This window comes from Candidatus Electronema sp. JM (assembly GCF_048287415.1).
Classification (GTDB): Bacteria; Desulfobacterota; Desulfobulbia; order Desulfobulbales; family Desulfobulbaceae; genus Electronema.
This window is the reverse complement of the sequence record NZ_JBLWEN010000025.1, coordinates 18590-33258: the sequence shown is the minus strand read 5'-3', so window position 1 is coordinate 33258 and position 14669 is coordinate 18590. Positions and strand designations below refer to the sequence as shown.

At 59.0% G+C, this 14669-nt stretch carries 13 protein-coding genes; 8 read left to right on the top strand and 5 right to left on the bottom strand.

Annotation, left to right across the window (positions count from 1 at the left end; genetic code table 11):
* Positions 1-180 precede the first annotated feature (180 nt).
* The gene (gene nadC / locus ACNKH6_RS04815) at positions 181-1035 is read left to right on the top strand and encodes a carboxylating nicotinate-nucleotide diphosphorylase (RefSeq protein ID WP_417914411.1); all 855 of its coding nucleotides are present in this window, start codon (positions 181-183) and stop codon (positions 1033-1035) included.
* Here the strand turns inward: nadC and mobA are convergent.
* The gene (mobA, locus tag ACNKH6_RS04810) at positions 950-1588 is read right to left on the bottom strand and encodes a molybdenum cofactor guanylyltransferase (protein ID WP_417914410.1); all 639 of its coding nucleotides are present in this window, start codon (positions 1586-1588) and stop codon (positions 950-952) included. The genes nadC and mobA overlap by 86 nt on opposite strands.
* A gap of 151 nt (positions 1589-1739) precedes the next feature.
* Here mobA and cdaA point away from each other — a divergent pair, with 151 nt between their 5' ends.
* From cdaA to ACNKH6_RS04775, 7 genes are read left to right on the top strand one after another with little or no spacing between them, the layout of a single operon-like run.
* Positions 1740-2555 carry a diadenylate cyclase CdaA gene (cdaA, locus tag ACNKH6_RS04805; RefSeq protein WP_417914409.1) on the top strand — a complete coding sequence of 272 codons (816 nt, stop codon included), beginning with the start codon at positions 1740-1742 and terminating at the stop codon, positions 2553-2555.
* Positions 2531-3619, top strand: a complete 1089-nt coding sequence (locus tag ACNKH6_RS04800) for a YbbR-like domain-containing protein (protein WP_417914408.1) — start codon at positions 2531-2533, stop codon at positions 3617-3619. Before cdaA ends, ACNKH6_RS04800 begins: the two co-directional genes overlap by 25 nt.
* 15 nt (positions 3620-3634) lie before the next feature.
* Positions 3635-4987 carry a phosphoglucosamine mutase gene (gene glmM, locus ACNKH6_RS04795; RefSeq protein ID WP_417914407.1) on the top strand — a complete coding sequence of 451 codons (1353 nt, stop codon included), beginning with the start codon at positions 3635-3637 and terminating at the stop codon, positions 4985-4987.
* 44 nt (positions 4988-5031) lie between these two features.
* A complete protein-coding gene (gene proC, locus ACNKH6_RS04790) occupies positions 5032-5844 on the top strand; it encodes a pyrroline-5-carboxylate reductase (RefSeq protein WP_417914406.1) in 813 nt (270 codons plus the stop codon).
* 8 nt (positions 5845-5852) lie between these two features.
* Entirely contained in the window at positions 5853-6734 is an 882-nt protein-coding gene (locus tag ACNKH6_RS04785) for an NAD(+)/NADH kinase (protein WP_417914405.1), read from the top strand.
* A gap of 54 nt (positions 6735-6788) precedes the next feature.
* Positions 6789-7094, top strand: a complete 306-nt coding sequence (locus tag ACNKH6_RS04780; RefSeq protein ID WP_417914404.1) for a hypothetical protein — start codon at positions 6789-6791, stop codon at positions 7092-7094.
* Complete coding sequence (locus ACNKH6_RS04775) at positions 7060-7968, top strand: hypothetical protein (RefSeq protein ID WP_417914403.1); 909 nt, start codon at positions 7060-7062, stop codon at positions 7966-7968. The genes ACNKH6_RS04780 and ACNKH6_RS04775 overlap by 35 nt, the downstream gene beginning before the upstream one ends.
* Positions 7969-8055: 87 nt before the next feature.
* On the opposite strand, the gene ACNKH6_RS04770 is transcribed toward ACNKH6_RS04775, so the two are convergent.
* From ACNKH6_RS04770 to ACNKH6_RS04755, 4 genes are all read right to left on the bottom strand, one after another.
* Positions 8056-9081, bottom strand: coding sequence for a DUF4340 domain-containing protein (locus tag ACNKH6_RS04770; protein WP_417914402.1), 1026 nt, complete (start codon positions 9079-9081; stop codon positions 8056-8058).
* 2 nt (positions 9082-9083) lie between these two features.
* Positions 9084-11984 carry a Gldg family protein gene (locus tag ACNKH6_RS04765; RefSeq protein ID WP_417914401.1) on the bottom strand — a complete coding sequence of 967 codons (2901 nt, stop codon included), beginning with the start codon at positions 11982-11984 and terminating at the stop codon, positions 9084-9086.
* Positions 11985-11996: 12 nt separating this feature from the next.
* Positions 11997-12908, bottom strand: coding sequence for an ABC transporter ATP-binding protein (locus ACNKH6_RS04760; RefSeq protein ID WP_417914400.1), 912 nt, complete (start codon positions 12906-12908; stop codon positions 11997-11999).
* Between the two features lie 233 nt (positions 12909-13141).
* Positions 13142-14368, bottom strand: a complete 1227-nt coding sequence (locus ACNKH6_RS04755) for a CinA family nicotinamide mononucleotide deamidase-related protein (RefSeq protein ID WP_417914399.1) — start codon at positions 14366-14368, stop codon at positions 13142-13144.
* Positions 14369-14669 lie beyond the last annotated feature (301 nt).

The following is a 14669-nucleotide window of genomic DNA, read 5'->3' as shown; positions in this document are numbered from 1 at the left end:
GCCTGAAAGAGGCTGTGCTGGCTGATGCCGAGCTTGGCCCGCAGCTCCACGCCGACGAGCTGGAGCTGCTTGATCACCCGGAACGCTACACCGGCAGCGCGGTCGAGCTGGTGGACAGGACGGCGGCGCTGCTGCGTGGAACGTTGTTGCCCTGAACATTTGCACTTCCCTTATTAAAACATGAACACCTTCCTTCTTGACGACATCCTGCGCGGCTTCCTGCGCGAAGACTTGGAGCACGGCGATATCACTACCGAATCTATTTTTTCTGGTCATGAGTTTGGCTCCGCTGTGTTTCGGGCACGGCAGCCGTTGATTGCCGCTGGACTGGAGACGGTCGCCGCCCGTGTCTTTCACCTGCTGGACGGGCAGCTGGTCTGTGCAGAAATGGCGGCGGACGGTCAGCGCGTCGCCGCAGGAGAAGTGCTGCTGCGGGTCAGCGGCCCGGTGCGGAGCATCCTCCAAGGGGAACGGGTGGCCCTCAATCTTGTTCAACGGCTCTGCGGCATCGCCACCCTGACCCGGCAATATGTGGAGGCGGTGCAGGGATGCAAGGCCGCAATCGTGGACACTCGCAAGACTACGCCCGGCCTGCGTCTGCTGGAAAAATACGCTGTGCGCTGCGGCGGCGGGCGGAACCACCGCTACAGCCTGAGCGACGGCGTGCTGATCAAGGACAACCACATCGCCGCCTGCGGCTCAATCAGCGAGGCAGTGCGGCGGGCACGGGCTGCTGCGCCGCACACAATCACCATTGAGGTCGAGACCGACACGCTGGCGCAGGTGGAGGAATGCCTGGCCTGCGGCGTGCCGGTCATCATGCTCGACAACATGGACGTGCCAATGCTGCGGCAGGCGGTGGCACTGATCGCAGGTCGGGCGTTGATTGAGGCTTCCGGCGGAGTGAATCAGCGCACGGTGCGGGCCATCGCCGAAACCGGCGTTGATCTCATTTCGGTCGGCGCACTGACGCATTCGGCTCCGGCCTGCGATATAGGCTTAGACTGGAGCGGCGCAGTTCATCCGGCGTGTTGACATTCCGCCACGAGCGGCGCAAATGGACAGGCGGCTGCACGACACAGATTCCGGTCTGACCAGCCAGCCGGTTCAGACTGGGCGGGCCAGAGGCTGCCAGCTTCTCCAGCAAGGGCAGGCAGCGGCTGTCATACCAAGCCAGCAGCGGCTCCAGCGGGCCGTCCTCGTCTAACTGGGGCAGCACCGCCAGCCTGTCTGGCCTGCGCTGGGCCAGCAGCCAGCTAAGAGCTTCCGGCTGGACATCAGGCAGATCGCAGGCCATGACCAGCCAAGAGACCGTCGGCTGCCAGCGCAGCAGGGCTACGATGCCTGCCAGCGGCCCAGCCAAACCCGGCGCGTCCGGCACACGAGGCAGGCTTGCCAGCGCGCTTGGCAGCTCTCCTGCGCCAGACAGCGCCACCTGCTCGACCTTGAACGCAAGTTTTGCCGCCGCCAGCTCCAGCCACGTCACCCCATCCTGCTTGATCAGGTGCTTAGGCTGGCCCATCCGGCTGCTTTTTCCACCAAGCAGCACACCGCCCCAGACCCTTTCCTGCTCATTGCTGTTCGCCATATCCCTCTCTCTGCCAACAATCCACGAAGCCGGGAGGAAAAAATTCACTCCCGCACCTCTTTGCTCTGTGCAAGAAGGCGGACAGCATGTTATACACTAACGATCTCTTTTTTGCCTTGCAAAACCAGACGTGCCGCCATTTGCTCCTCTCATGCCCAGCTTGTTCAGCCCCTTTAACTTTCCCAGCGCATTCCGCTGGCAAGATGCCGCCGACATCCTGATCGTCTCCTTCATCATCCACCGCATCATCCTCCTGATCCGGGGGACAAGAGCAGTGCAGATGCTGGCCGGTGCCTTGATCATCGCTCTGCTGTATTTTCTCTCCACCGCCCTTGACCTGCTGGCTCTCCAGCTCCTGCTCCGCTCTGTTCTCAGCTCCATCTTGCTGATCGTGGTGATTATCTTTCAGGATGACATCCGCCGCGCCTTGACGGAGATGGGGCGGACTCCGTTTTTCAAACGCCAGAACCTTGCCGCCAACGACTTGACCGAAATCATTTCGGCGGCAGTGAGCCTGTCGCGGCGGCGCATTGGTGCGCTGCTGATTATTGAACGAGAGACCGGCCTGCAAGAATATATTGAGACAGGTTTCATTTTGGACAGCTGTCTGCTGCAAGAACTGCTGCTGTCTATTTTTTTAACGAAGTCGCCGCTGCATGATGGCGCAGTGGTGATTAAGAAAGGACGCATTCACTCCGCTGCCTGCGTCCTGCCCCTGTCAAAAAATTTCAGCATAGACAAACGCTACGGCATGAGGCACCGGGCCGCGCTCGGTCTGTCAGAAATGACAGACGCAGTGATCATTTCCGTATCCGAGGAGACGCAGGAAATTTCCGTGGTGCAGGGCGGTGTCATCACCCCGATGAAAGATGAGGAGAAATTGGAAACTGTGCTGAAAGACCTCTTCCTCATTCAAGAGCAAAAGCCTTCGTTCTGGCAGCGATGGACAGCAAAAAAACAGCCCTGAAAAAGCCTCTTTCGTGGCTGCCTTTTCCCCGCAGCAGAACGAAACGCTGCCAAGACGTGATGCTGGCGATGATTTCGCTCAGTCTCGGCATTCTGATTTGGCTGCTCGTGGTCGGCGCGGATCAGATGGCGATGACCCTCACTGTGCCGATTGAGATACTCAATTTGCCCAAGCAATTGGTCATCTACAATCAGTATCAGAAAGAGGTGAATGTGACCTTGAGCGGGCCGCGCAGCATCATGCAGGAGCTGCGCAACCGGACCAACCTCTCCCTGCCGGTGGATATGGCCGGAGCCAAGCCGGACACCGTGGTGCTGAACACGGACAGCCTGTCCCTGCCCTTGCCCGGCGGGGTGTCGTTAGTGCGCATCCAGCCTGCCAGCATCACCCTGTCTGTTGACGAACAGGTGGAGAAGGAAATACCCGTTGCCGCTGAGACTGAAGGCAAAGTTGCGCTGGGCTATTCTCTTGAAGAGCTTGTCCTCAGTCCCGACAAAATTCTGGTTTCCGGGCCGCAATCTTTGCTCGAGCGGCAGCAGGTGCTGAAAACCGAGCCGATCAAGCTCGATGGGCTGAATCGTTCCGTCACCCTGCCAGTGCGCCTTGCCCTTTCACCGGAACTGTCCGGCCTGATCGGCGAAACTACGGTGGCGGTCAAACTGACCGTGAAAGAGAAGTTTGTCGAGAAAATCATTCACAATATTCCTGTCGGCATCCGCGACGCGGCAGGGCCGGTGGAGCTGAAGCCAGATGCTGTCTCGGTTTTTGCCAGCATTCCCGAAGGACTGCTCGCTGACACACAGACCCTGCCGCTGCTCTTCCGGGCCTCGGTGCATGTGGGCGGCGGCCCGCTGCCGCGCCGCGCCCCGGTGGAGGTTTCCGCTGTGGCTATGCCCGGCCATGAGCCAACCGTGATTAAATCCTACACCCCGCAGGAAGTGGACCTCCTGCCGCCCGGCGGGAGCGTGCTGGAAGAGAAACCTCAGGCCGTTCCAGCAGCGAAGCCAGAGGAAGTGAAAGCAGTGAAAAAGGAAGAGCAGAAGAAAAAACAAGCCCATCATTGAGCAAGAGAATAGATCATGCGTCAGCTTTTCGGCACCGACGGGGTGCGCGGCATTGCCAACAACTATCCGATGACCACCGAGATCGCCATGCAGATCGGCAGGGCCATCGCGTTCGTGGTCAAACAAGGCAGCAAACGCCATCAGATCGTCATCGGCAAGGACACCCGCCTTTCCGGCTACATGCTGGAGAACGCCTTGGCCGCTGGGGTCTGTTCGATGGGCGTGGACGTGCAGCTCCTCGGCCCGCTGCCCACGCCGGGCATCGCCTTCATCACCACCTCCATGCGGGCGGACGCGGGCGTGGTCATCTCCGCCTCGCACAATCCCTTTCAGGACAACGGCATCAAGATATTCTCCCGCGACGGCTTCAAGTTGCCGGATGAGGTGGAGCTAGATATCGAAGACCTGATTTTTTCGCAGAAGATGGCCGCGCTGCGTCCGGTCGCGGATGAAGTGGGCCGAGCCGCCCGCATTGACGATGCCTGCGGCCGCTACATCGTTTTTTTGAAGAACACCTTCCCCAACAAGTACACGCTCGATGATTTCCACATCGTGCTTGACTGCGCCCACGGGGCTGCTTACCGGGTTGCGCCGCATGTCTTCGCCGAATTAGGCGCGAAAGTCACCTGTCTTGGCGTGGATCCAGATGGCAAGAACATCAACCAAAACTGCGGCGCACTGCACCCGGAGCTGATGGCCGAAAAGGTGCGCCAGCTCGGCGCGGACATCGGCCTAGCCTTGGACGGCGACGCGGACCGGCTGATTGTCTGTGATGAGAAGGGCGAGATTGTCGACGGCGACCACATCATGGCCATCTGCGCCGCTGATCTGATCAGCCGGGGCAAGCTGAAGAAGAAAACCGTGGCGGCCACGGTGATGAGCAACATGGGCTTGGAAAAAGCCTTGGCAGGCATGGGCGCGAAGCTGCTGCGCACCAGTGTCGGCGACCGCTACGTGGTCGAGACGATGCGGGCCAAAGGCTGCAACTTCGGCGGCGAGCAGTCCGGCCACCTGATCTTTCTTGATCACAACACCACCGGCGATGGCACGCTGGCCGCTCTTCAGCTACTGGCGATTATGATCAAGCGGAAGAAGCCGCTCTCCGAGCTGGCCAAGATCATGACCGCTTTCCCGCAGGTGTTGGAGAACGTCCGCCTGTCCAGCCGCGTTGCCCCAGAACAGATCAAAGGCTTTCCCGAAGCCCTGAAGGCAGCGGAAGCGAAACTCGGTGGGCGTGGCAGAATCCTCGTCCGCGCTTCCGGCACTGAGCCGCTCATCCGTGTCATGGCCGAGGGCGAGGACAAGCAGGAAATTTCCTCCATCGCGTTGGATTTGTGCGATGTGATCCGCCGGGCGGACAGGGTGTAGGTATCTTGCAGATAACGAATGAGAAAACAACAAATGGGGTTTCAATGACATCTATGCGAATTGGCATGGTCGGCGGCGGCCAGATGGGCGAAGCCCTGATCAAAGGGCTGACCGCATCCGGCTTATCTGAGGCGGCCAGCATCACAGTGGCCGAGCCGTCCGCGCCGCGCCGCGAATATTTAGAAAAGACCTATCAGGTCAGTACCACGGACTCCGCCGTCGATCTGGCCGGAGCAGCCCAAATCATCATTCTCGCGGTCAAGCCGCAGATCATGGAGCCGGTGCTTCAGCTCTACCGCGAGCACCTTGGGCCGGAGCATCTCCTCATCTCCATCGCTGCGGGCGTGACCATCGCCCAGATGGAACGCGGCCTCGGCGGCAGCGCCATGCGCATCATCCGGGTGATGCCCAACACGCCCGCGCTGGTGCTGGCCGGGGCATCGGCTATGAGCGGCAACAAAAACGCCAGCCGCGAGGACATGGCCCTCTGCGGCCAGATATTCTCAGCAGTCGGCACCTGCGTCGAGGTCGCGGAGAGCCTGCTTGACGCGGTCACCGGCCTGAGCGGCTCCGGGCCGGGCTACGTCTTCACCTTCTTGGAGGCGCTGATCGACGGCGGCGTGCTGGCGGGCATTCCCCGTCCTTTGGCCGAGCAGCTTGCTCTGCAAACCCTCTACGGTTCAGCCAAATTGGCCTTGGAAACCGGCGAGCCAGCAGCGGTGCTGAAAGGCCGCGTCACCTCGCCGGGCGGCACGACCATCGCGGGCCTCCAGGTGATGGAGCGCGACGGCCTGCGCGGCACCGTTATGGCCGCAGTCAAAGCCGCAACAGACCGCTCGAAAGAGCTGGGCAAATAGGGCAGGGGATGAAGATCCGCCGCGTCGGCGTCATCATCCGCAAGGATTCTCCGGCAGTGCGGCAGGCCGGGCTGAAGCTGGCGGACTGGTTCGGCCAGCGCGGCGTGCAGGCCGAGCTGGACCGGATCGAGCCGGACATGGACATGCTGACCATCCTCGGCGGCGACGGCACCCTGCTGCACGTGGCCGAGCAGGCGGCGCGGCTGGAGATTCCGGTCATCGGCATCAATCTCGGCCATCTCGGCTTTCTCACCGAAGTGGCGGCTGAAGAAATGCACCCGGCCTTGGAGGAAGTGCTGGCCGGGCGGGTGCAGATTGAAGAGCGGATGATGCTGCGGACGCAGCTCTTGGACAGCGGCGGTGCCCCGCTTGACCGGCCCCGTTTCGCCCTCAACGAGGCGGTGATTCTCAAGGGCAGCACCGAGCCGCTGCTGCGCCTCTGCTGCTGGGCCGACGAAGACTACGTCGCCACCTACAAGGCCGACGGCCTGATCATCTCCACGCCGACCGGCTCCACCGCCTACAACCTCTCCGCAGGCGGCCCCATCGCCCACTCCGGCCTGCACGCCATCCTGCTCACGCCGATCTGCCCCTTCATGCTCGAATCGCGGCCCGTGCTGCTGCCGCCGCAGGCCAAAGTCACGGCCAAGCTCGCCCAGCCTGCTGACAAGGTCAAGGTGATGGTGGACGGCGCGCTGACAGCGGTCTTGCAGGAAGGGCAGTTCCTCGCGACCGAGGCGGCGGCCAAGCCCTTGCGCCTGATCAGCTCGCCGCACAAAGGCTACTTCGCCATTCTCCGCAGCAAGCTCAACTGGGCGAGCTGTGACTGCGGCAGCCCTCTTCCATCCTGCATTCGGGCGGCCCGAACTGCTGCTGTATCCACGGTATGAGCTACGCAGTTGCATAAAAATTGATGTTTTGATTTTTCAACCAATGAAAAGGAAATGCTCGACCGCGCCCTGCTCTATTACCGCCATGTGACGGGCTGGGCGCATGGCCGCCGCGATTACGACACGGCGCAGTCTCCTGAAGCAGCAGGAGAAAAAGCAGGCTGCACTTCCACATGGAAGCGTGAAGAATTGCTCATCTGCGACCGCTTTTTCAAAGCCGTGCAAAAGGAAGACGCAGCAGCGCAGGTGCTGGCGGAAAAGGAATTAGATAAATTGCTTCAAAAAAAATTGTCGGTTGATCTATCCGCGATTACAATGAGTCCAAATGGATTACATAAATCTGCTTCGAACAGTCTTTGATGCTTATTTGACACAAATGAACAGCGGCGGATTAGAGCCGTCAGCGAGCTATCTTCTTCTATATGACTTTGAGGAAGCGATTGATGCTCGCCATTGGCGATTTGATGGCGGGCCAATAGACGTTAACGGTCGGGGGATAATCAACGACATGGTCAAAAGCGAGCTGAGAGAGCTGACAAATGACTTGAATCAGTGGCATCAGTCATTGCAACGATGGTATTCTTGGAATAAAGTTCTTGCTCCTTATAACAATGACGAAATAAAAACGTGGCATTTACTAAGAGAGTTCCTTGTGCCACTTGCATTTTATTGCCTATTTCAACCAAGTGCGAGCCGTGACAGGTTTACCTTTGTAGCCACGAATGCAATGCATCAAGTACGGTTAATGATTGAGAGAGGGTATCAGGACTACCTTGAAGGGGAACCAAAAACGCCTAAAGAAAAGCTAAAATATTTGAATAGAAGAAAGAAAGAGGAACGTTTGGCCAAACTGATCTCAATCTGGATAGAAGGAACGGAATTCATGACATTGCTGCGAACGATAGATGACGATGATTATAAGAAGGAAACATCAGATTACCGCAACCTGCATAGCCATATCATTGGTCCTCGGCTTGGTCTTGGCCATATCAGATTTGTTGTTCGCTCTGTCGAAGAAAGCACAAAAATGATCAAGCATCCTGATAGTATATACAGAAAAACGCCAACCGGCAAGATGGTTGCAAGTTATGGTTTTGGCGAAGGAACGCCGCCGCTTGATCTGGAAAAAGCGCGTCTTGCGAATCTTGAGCAATATCAACAGGCGAGAAGGTGTTACGAAAGCTATCGCAAACTTTTAGAGGCGGGATTGGAGAAAATGCCGCTTGCAAGGTAAAATTTAGAAACTTCAGTTTGCTGAAGGGACAACGGAAGGCTCCTTCCAGTCACGCCGGAAGGAGCCTTGTTCTTTTGCTTGAACAGCCTACTTTTTCTCTGCCTCTGGCTGTTGCACAGGCGGCAATGCCGGAACCGGAGCCTGAGTCTCTGGTGCTACTGCTGGAGCGGGTACAAACTGGGCTACTGGTGTCTTCTCCTCATTCTTCACTAGCAAATTGGCCCGCTTCAGCTTGGCCAGCTCCTCAGCCTGCCACGTCCCGATCTTGAGACAAAGCTGGCTGGCCGAGCTTTTTAGGGCGTAGTGGTCATCCTGCTTGGCCAAAGCGCAGGTCACTTTGCTGTCGTCATTCTTCGTGGCCGTGAACTGCACTGCCGGAGTCTGCTTGAATAGTGGCTCGGCCTTGGCCGGATCAAGCACGCCCTGCGCGGTCAGCCCAGTGAGCTTTTCCACAGCCTTGCCCACCTCTTCCTTGCTGACCTCGCCTTCTGCTGCGCCGTCCAACTTCCAGTCCTTGTCCTGCCGAACGAGGGCAAAGTCCGCCAGCTCAATCTTCTTCAGCTCGTCGCGGTTAAGGCGGCCCAAGCCCTTGTCCAACCACTTGTCTGCCTCGGCCTCGGCTTCAAAGCCGCTGACCGGGATGCTGACCACTTCGTCCTTGCCGGACAGCCGGGCATAGCTTTGGCGGAGACCTGCGGAGCTGCCGAGATAGAATTCCGCAACGGCCTTGTCGCCCTCCTTGAAGACAACATGCCGTTCAAACTCGTTGTCCGCTGTCTTGAAGCGTTTGGCCGCACCTTTGGTGGAGGCAACCGCCAATCCCTGCTTGGCCTTGGCGACTTTTTGCAGCAAATAATCAACTTGGCCGCTGTCCGCCGGAGCAGAATAGGCATCCGGCAGCAGCCAGCTCTTGCCGTTCTTGGCCAAAGTAACCTTCTTGCCGTCGCCCGCGCTGATCTGCACCGTGCTGATCTTGGCCGGATCAAAGGAGGCAAAAGGTGCCTCTGGCGGGGCGGCGTTCAGGCTGGAACTGCTGCGCACCTGCAAAACTGCTGCCACGCCGAGCTGCACCGCAAGCAGCACAGCGGCGGCATAAATAACACGCTGTAGCATGATCACGCCCTCCCTGAAAGTGGCTGGAGAAATGCGAGCTGCTCCCGCTTCACCCGCTGCCGCCAGCTTGCCCGGATCAGCCAGATACCTGCCAGACCAAGCAACGCCAAGGCATAGTTGAAATATTCAACAATAATCTGCCCTTGCTTGCTGATCGGGTTGAGCGGGCGGGAGAAATGGCTGCGGCTGCGGATGGCCAGCAGGCCCCGGTCTTCCAGCGACCAGTCCACCGCGTTGGCCGCAAGCTGGAGCGGCGCGGTGTAATTGCTGCGCATCACGCTGGAGCTGATGCCGATGATGGGGTCGCTGAGGAAACTGCCCGACGCAAAGAGGATGATGCGGGCGGTGTCCGGCGACTTGTCTATCTGCCGGGCAATCACCTGCTCCTTCTTTTCCTTGTCTTTGTCCGCGCCGCCCGGTTGCGGCGGCTCGTCCTTGGGCTTGTCGTCCTTTTTCAGCAGGGGCGAGGGCTTGCCGGTAAAGAAGGAGCTGAAGCTGCCCTCCACCGCTGCGGCCAAAAGCTGCTTCTCCTGCTTGCCTTCAACCGGGAAGCCCAGTTTGCCGTGCTGCTGAAAATCGGGCTGCACCTGAGTTGAATCAGAACGCCAACTTTTATCCGAGCTTTCCAAAAGGCGCAGCACCTTGCGGCCCTTGCTCTTTTCTTGGTTGATTTCAATCGGTGAGGCCCAGTTCAGGGTGATCTGATTGAGGCCGCCGGTGAGGCCGTTGCTGCCGTCCGGGCGGATGTCCACAAAGTAAGGATACGGCACCAAGCGAATTTCCCGCACCGAGAAGCCGCCAAGATTCCGCTGCGCAGGCACCGGGAAGGCACTGTTCTGCGGGTCAAGCACCAAGGACTTGCCCAAGCTGAGGCCATTATGAGCCAGCCAATCTTCTAAGCCGGTTTTGTGCGGCGCAACTGACAAGTCCTCCTCAAAGTTGACCTTGTAGGGCGAAGCAGCAATGAGCACGGTGCCGCCCTGCATCAAGAATTGATCCACCGCAAAGACCTGTTTCTCATTCAGGTCTTCCGGCGAGGCCACCAGCAGCAAATCGGCCTCTGGCGGCACTTGGCCCTTGCTCAGGTTCGCGTCTGTCACTACATGATCTTGGCCCAGCATATCTTTCAGAGCGTTGAACTGGAGACCTTGGGCAGGCATTCCAAACTGCGGCATGGGCGGCGAGCTTTCCGGCACGCTCAGGGCCACGGTTTTCGCAAAGCCGGTGACAAACCGCTTCAGCCCGGCTTGCAGAGACTGCTTCAAGCTGTCCTTGTTGAGGTCTTCGGGCAGGGGAATTTCCACCACCTGCTCGCCGCTGTTCATGGTCATGTAAAACCAAAAGTGCTTCTGATCCAAGAGGCTGGCGGTCATGGGCCGGAAACCGTATTCCTCGCCGATTTTCTTGGCAGTTTTGCCGCCTTCCGCATCCGGGTCCAGCACCGCCGAGCTGAAGCGGCCATTGCTCTGGCTTTCCAGCTCCTTGGCCAAATTGAGAAATTCAGCCTTCAGCTTGCGCAGCTCTTCCGGCAGCATCTCGTCAGCAGAGAAGTAGCCGGTCAGGGCCACTGGCTTGCTGATCGAACTGAACAGGTCGCCGCCGCCTTGGTAGCTGTACAGCACCTTTTTGATCGCCCGCGTGATGTCGTATTCCGGGTTGCGCAGCTCCACGTCAATGTTTTTTTCGCTCTGCGCCTTGACCTCGATCAGGTCGCGGAAGCCAAGCACCTCAAATTGATCGCCGTAGCGGATGAGGATGTCAAAGTAGGAGTTGGTGACAGCGGCCTGATATTTGCTCGCGGTCTGGAAAGGCACCGGCCTGATGCCGTATTTCTGCCCGGCCTCCTGCTCCAGTTCCGGTTTTTCCGCCGGGTCAACAAACTCCACCCGCACTTTGCTGCCGCCAGCCACCGCATATTCAGCGAGCAGATCGCGCAGGCGCGGCACCAGCGGAGCCAGCAGCGGATGAGTCTGCGCCGAAAAATAGCCCCTGATCAGCAGCGGCTCGCGGAGCTGCTGCAAATAGCTGCGGGTGGACTCGGAAATGGAATAAATGCTGCCCTTGGTCATGTCCGAACGCAGACCGCCGAGCGGAGCCAGCCAGAAATTGGCGGCAAGGAAGTTGGCGATGAGCAGGCCGCAGGCGAGCTGCCAGCTCCGGTGATGGCTGCTGGCGGGATTGCCTGCCCAGCGGATTTTCTCCAGCCCATAGACGTTCAGACTGAGAAACACCGCCATGATGCAGAGATAGTAATAAATATCGCGCAGGTCAATCACGCCGCGAGTGATGGAGCGGAAACGCGAGCCAGAACCGAGGAGCTGGAGCAGTTCCGCGCCCCGGTTGCCGAAAAAGGCGGCCAAGGTCTCTGAACCAATCAAATAGAGCAGGCCGCAGATTAAGGAGGTTGCAATCAGGCTGACGATCTGGCTCTCCGACTTGACGCTGACAAAGAGGCCGATGGCGATGTAGGCGGCAGCCAGACAAAGCGCGGCCACGTAGCCGCCTAAAACTGGCCCCCAGTCGAGCGGCCCCAGAAAGCTCACCGTGATGGCGAGCGGCAGGGTCAGCAGCAGGGCCAGAGCGATCAGACCAAGGCAGGCAAAAAATTTGCCGAAAACCAAAGCAGTTGGCCTCACTGGGGCGGTGAGCAGAAATTCTAGCGTGCCCGCCCGCCGCTCCTCCGACCACATGCGCATGGTGATGGCCGCGACCAAGAAGATCAGCAGGACAGGCATCCACTCGAACAGCGGGCGGACTTCGGTGATATTGCGGGAGAAGAAGGTCTCCACCCAGAAAAAGACAAAGAGCGAGGCGGCGAGAAATGCGCCCAGGACGATGAAGGCTGCCGGGGAGCTGAAAAACGCGCTGAACTCCTTTTTGGCGATGCGTGACAGAGTGTTCATGGGTTTCTCCTTTCAGCCGCTGATCTCGGCGAACACCGTTTCCAAGGTTCTGGTCTCGAAATGCAGGGCATACAGCGGCCAATTCTGCGTGTGAACCGCTTTGGCCACGGCAGCAGCAGCCTCACGGTTGCTTGCGCCCGGCTTCAGCTCCAGCTCGAACTGCCCCTCGCCGCCCGCCTGCGCTGCTTTGGCGATCTGCGGCAGGGACTTGAACAACGGCAGAGCCTGCGCCGCCGCGTCGGTGCTGACCAAGAGCCTGCTGCTCTGCCGCAGCTTGTCCAACTGGGAATCGAGGGCCACCTTGCCGTTTTTAATGATGATCACCCGCCCGCAGACCGCCTGAACTTCCTGCAAAATGTGGGTGGAGATGATGACCGTGGCCGTCTTTGCCAGCTCGGTGATCAGCTCGCGCATGTGCAGAATTTGCGTGGGATCGAGGCCGTTGGTCGGCTCGTCAAGAATGAGAATAGCCGGTTTGTGCAGGATGGCCTGAGCCACGCCGACGCGCTGGCGGTAGCCGCGTGAAAGAGTGCTGATCTGCTCGACCGCCTTGGCGGCCAAGGTGGTGCGCTCGACCGCCTCGCGGATCAGGGCAGGGCGTTCCCGCTCCGGGATGCCGTGCAGTGCCGCGCAGTAATCGAGATACTCCAGAATGGTCATCTCTGGATAAACCGGGCAGTTCTCCGGCAGATAGCCGATTTTTTGCTGCACGGCCCGCCGGTCATTGGCGACGCTGAGACCGTCAATGGTCACGCTGCCGCTGGTCGGCTCCAGATAGCCGGTCATCATCTTCATGACCGTGGTTTTGCCTGCGCCGTTGTGGCCAAGCAGGCCGACGATCTCGCCGGGACGAATCTCGAACGAGACATCGCTGACCGCCGTGAAGTCACCGTATTTTCGGGTCAAATGTTCAACGTTAATCATGGGCGGAACTCCGCAGATTGAGGTTATGGCAGTTGCCGGAACAACAGGGCAGGCAGGGAGATCGGGGCAGGACAGCCGCAGCGGCCACGCAGGAAATTTCCACAGAGGGGGGCGTGGCGAGTTGCGGCTGGAGCCGGGATTGCTCTGGTATGCCCAGAGGTTCCAGCAAAAGAAAGAGCCGCCGGAACTATATACCCGGCAGCGGAAAAATCAAGGGGCTGCGCTGCTTTTTTTCAGCAGCAGAGCAAAGTCCGCCGCACCATGTCCAGAGCTGCCGCCGCCGCCTGTTCTTGAATTTCTGCTCTGGTGCCGGTGAAGCGGTGCAAGGCCGAACTGACCACGCCGTGACAGTGGAGACCGATATACACTGTGCCGACCGGTTTCTCGGTTGTGCCGCCGTCCGGCCCGGCAATGCCGGTGACAGCCACCGCGACATCCGCGCCAGTGCGTTCGGCCAGACCTTGCGCCATCGCTTCCGCCACCGGCGCACTCACGGCACCGTGCTGGCGGAGCAACTCCGCCTTCACATTCAGCAGCCGCTCTTTTAGCTGATTGGCATAGGCGATCACCCCGCCGGCAAACCACGCCGAGCTGCCCGGCACCGCAGTGATTTTCGTGCCAATCAGACCGCCGGTGCAGGATTCTGCGGCGGCGAGGAAAAAATTGCGCTCATGCAGCAGCCTGCCGACGGTCTCGCCTAAACCTTCCTTGTCCACGCCGTAGAGATATTCACCCAAGGCGGCACGGACGCGCTGCTCCGCTGTCTCGAAGAGCGCATCCGCTGCACTGCCGGTCACGGTCAGGCTGACATGCACTTCGCCGTCAACGGGATAATAGCCGATCAGCATCTCCTCTTCCTGCTCTAAACTGAGCAGGCGGCGGTTCAGCTCGCATTCGGACAGCCCGACAGTGCGATAAAGCCGCATTCGCACCGGCTTGCTGTTGCTGCCCGGCCAGCCAGCCAGTCGCGGCAGGACGCTTTCCAGCAGCAGCTTGACCGCCTGATTAGGCACGCCGGGAAGAAAAAAGACCGGCACGGTGTCATGCACCAGCAGGTGGCCGCAAATTCGGGCATCAAGGTTGAGCACTTCTGCCCCTTCCGGCAGCCAGGCCAATTTTTCCAGATCATCCTGATGGCAGACATCACCCCAAGGCTGGGCGCGGATTTTCGCCAGCAGGGCGTGGTTGAGGGTTGGAGGACGGCGTAGGGCCGCCGCTGCCGCCGCATTGGTCAGATCATCCGTGGTCGGCCCCAGCCCGCCGGTGACGATGACAAATTCAGCCCGCCTGATGGCCCGGCGGAGGGCATTGCCGATCAGGGCAGGCGCGTCGCCGACCGTGTGCATCGCCGTGACCGTGTGCCCGGCGAGAAACAGCTCGCGGGCGGCGAACGCGCTGGTGCTGTTGACTATCCGGCCTGTGGTCAGCTCGTCGCCCACGGCAATGAGTTCTCCGATCATGATGCGCTCCTTAGATATAACCCAAGTTGTGACCTATAACATTGCTTTTTCAATGCCGTAAGCCAAAATAAAAAGAAAAACCTTCAATTCAAAGCCATGCGAGGTGACAGCATGAACATGCGCTGGAAATCTTTGGGCGATGACGCTGAATACCGATTTAATGCGCTTTTGGATTATCAAGTTCATCTTCAATATTAAAGGCATTATATGCTTTGGCCTCCATAAACGGCACTTCCGGCATGAATTGGAAAGGAAAAGTCATAAAGAGATTTTTTATCTGAATATGACCCTAGAGACAAAA

What these genes read in the sequence shown, in the direction of transcription:
- ACNKH6_RS04770 (WP_417914402.1), bottom strand. Translation starts at nt 9,081, where the DNA reads ATGCTACAGCGTGTTATTTATGCCGCCGCTGTGCTGCTTGCGGTGCAG.
- proC (WP_417914406.1), top strand. Translation starts at nt 5,032, where the DNA reads ATGACATCTATGCGAATTGGCATGGTCGGCGGCGGCCAGATGGGCGAA.
- mobA (WP_417914410.1), bottom strand. Translation starts at nt 1,588, where the DNA reads ATGGCGAACAGCAATGAGCAGGAAAGGGTCTGGGGCGGTGTGCTGCTT.
- ACNKH6_RS04800 (WP_417914408.1), top strand. Translation starts at nt 2,531, where the DNA reads ATGGACAGCAAAAAAACAGCCCTGAAAAAGCCTCTTTCGTGGCTGCCT.
- ACNKH6_RS04785 (WP_417914405.1), top strand. Translation starts at nt 5,853, where the DNA reads ATGAAGATCCGCCGCGTCGGCGTCATCATCCGCAAGGATTCTCCGGCA.
- ACNKH6_RS04775 (WP_417914403.1), top strand. Translation starts at nt 7,060, where the DNA reads ATGGATTACATAAATCTGCTTCGAACAGTCTTTGATGCTTATTTGACA.
- ACNKH6_RS04765 (WP_417914401.1), bottom strand. Translation starts at nt 11,984, where the DNA reads ATGAACACTCTGTCACGCATCGCCAAAAAGGAGTTCAGCGCGTTTTTC.
- cdaA (WP_417914409.1), top strand. Translation starts at nt 1,740, where the DNA reads ATGCCCAGCTTGTTCAGCCCCTTTAACTTTCCCAGCGCATTCCGCTGG.
- ACNKH6_RS04755 (WP_417914399.1), bottom strand. Translation starts at nt 14,368, where the DNA reads ATGATCGGAGAACTCATTGCCGTGGGCGACGAGCTGACCACAGGCCGG.
- ACNKH6_RS04780 (WP_417914404.1), top strand. Translation starts at nt 6,789, where the DNA reads ATGCTCGACCGCGCCCTGCTCTATTACCGCCATGTGACGGGCTGGGCG.
- nadC (WP_417914411.1), top strand. Translation starts at nt 181, where the DNA reads ATGAACACCTTCCTTCTTGACGACATCCTGCGCGGCTTCCTGCGCGAA.
- glmM (WP_417914407.1), top strand. Translation starts at nt 3,635, where the DNA reads ATGCGTCAGCTTTTCGGCACCGACGGGGTGCGCGGCATTGCCAACAAC.
- ACNKH6_RS04760 (WP_417914400.1), bottom strand. Translation starts at nt 12,908, where the DNA reads ATGATTAACGTTGAACATTTGACCCGAAAATACGGTGACTTCACGGCG.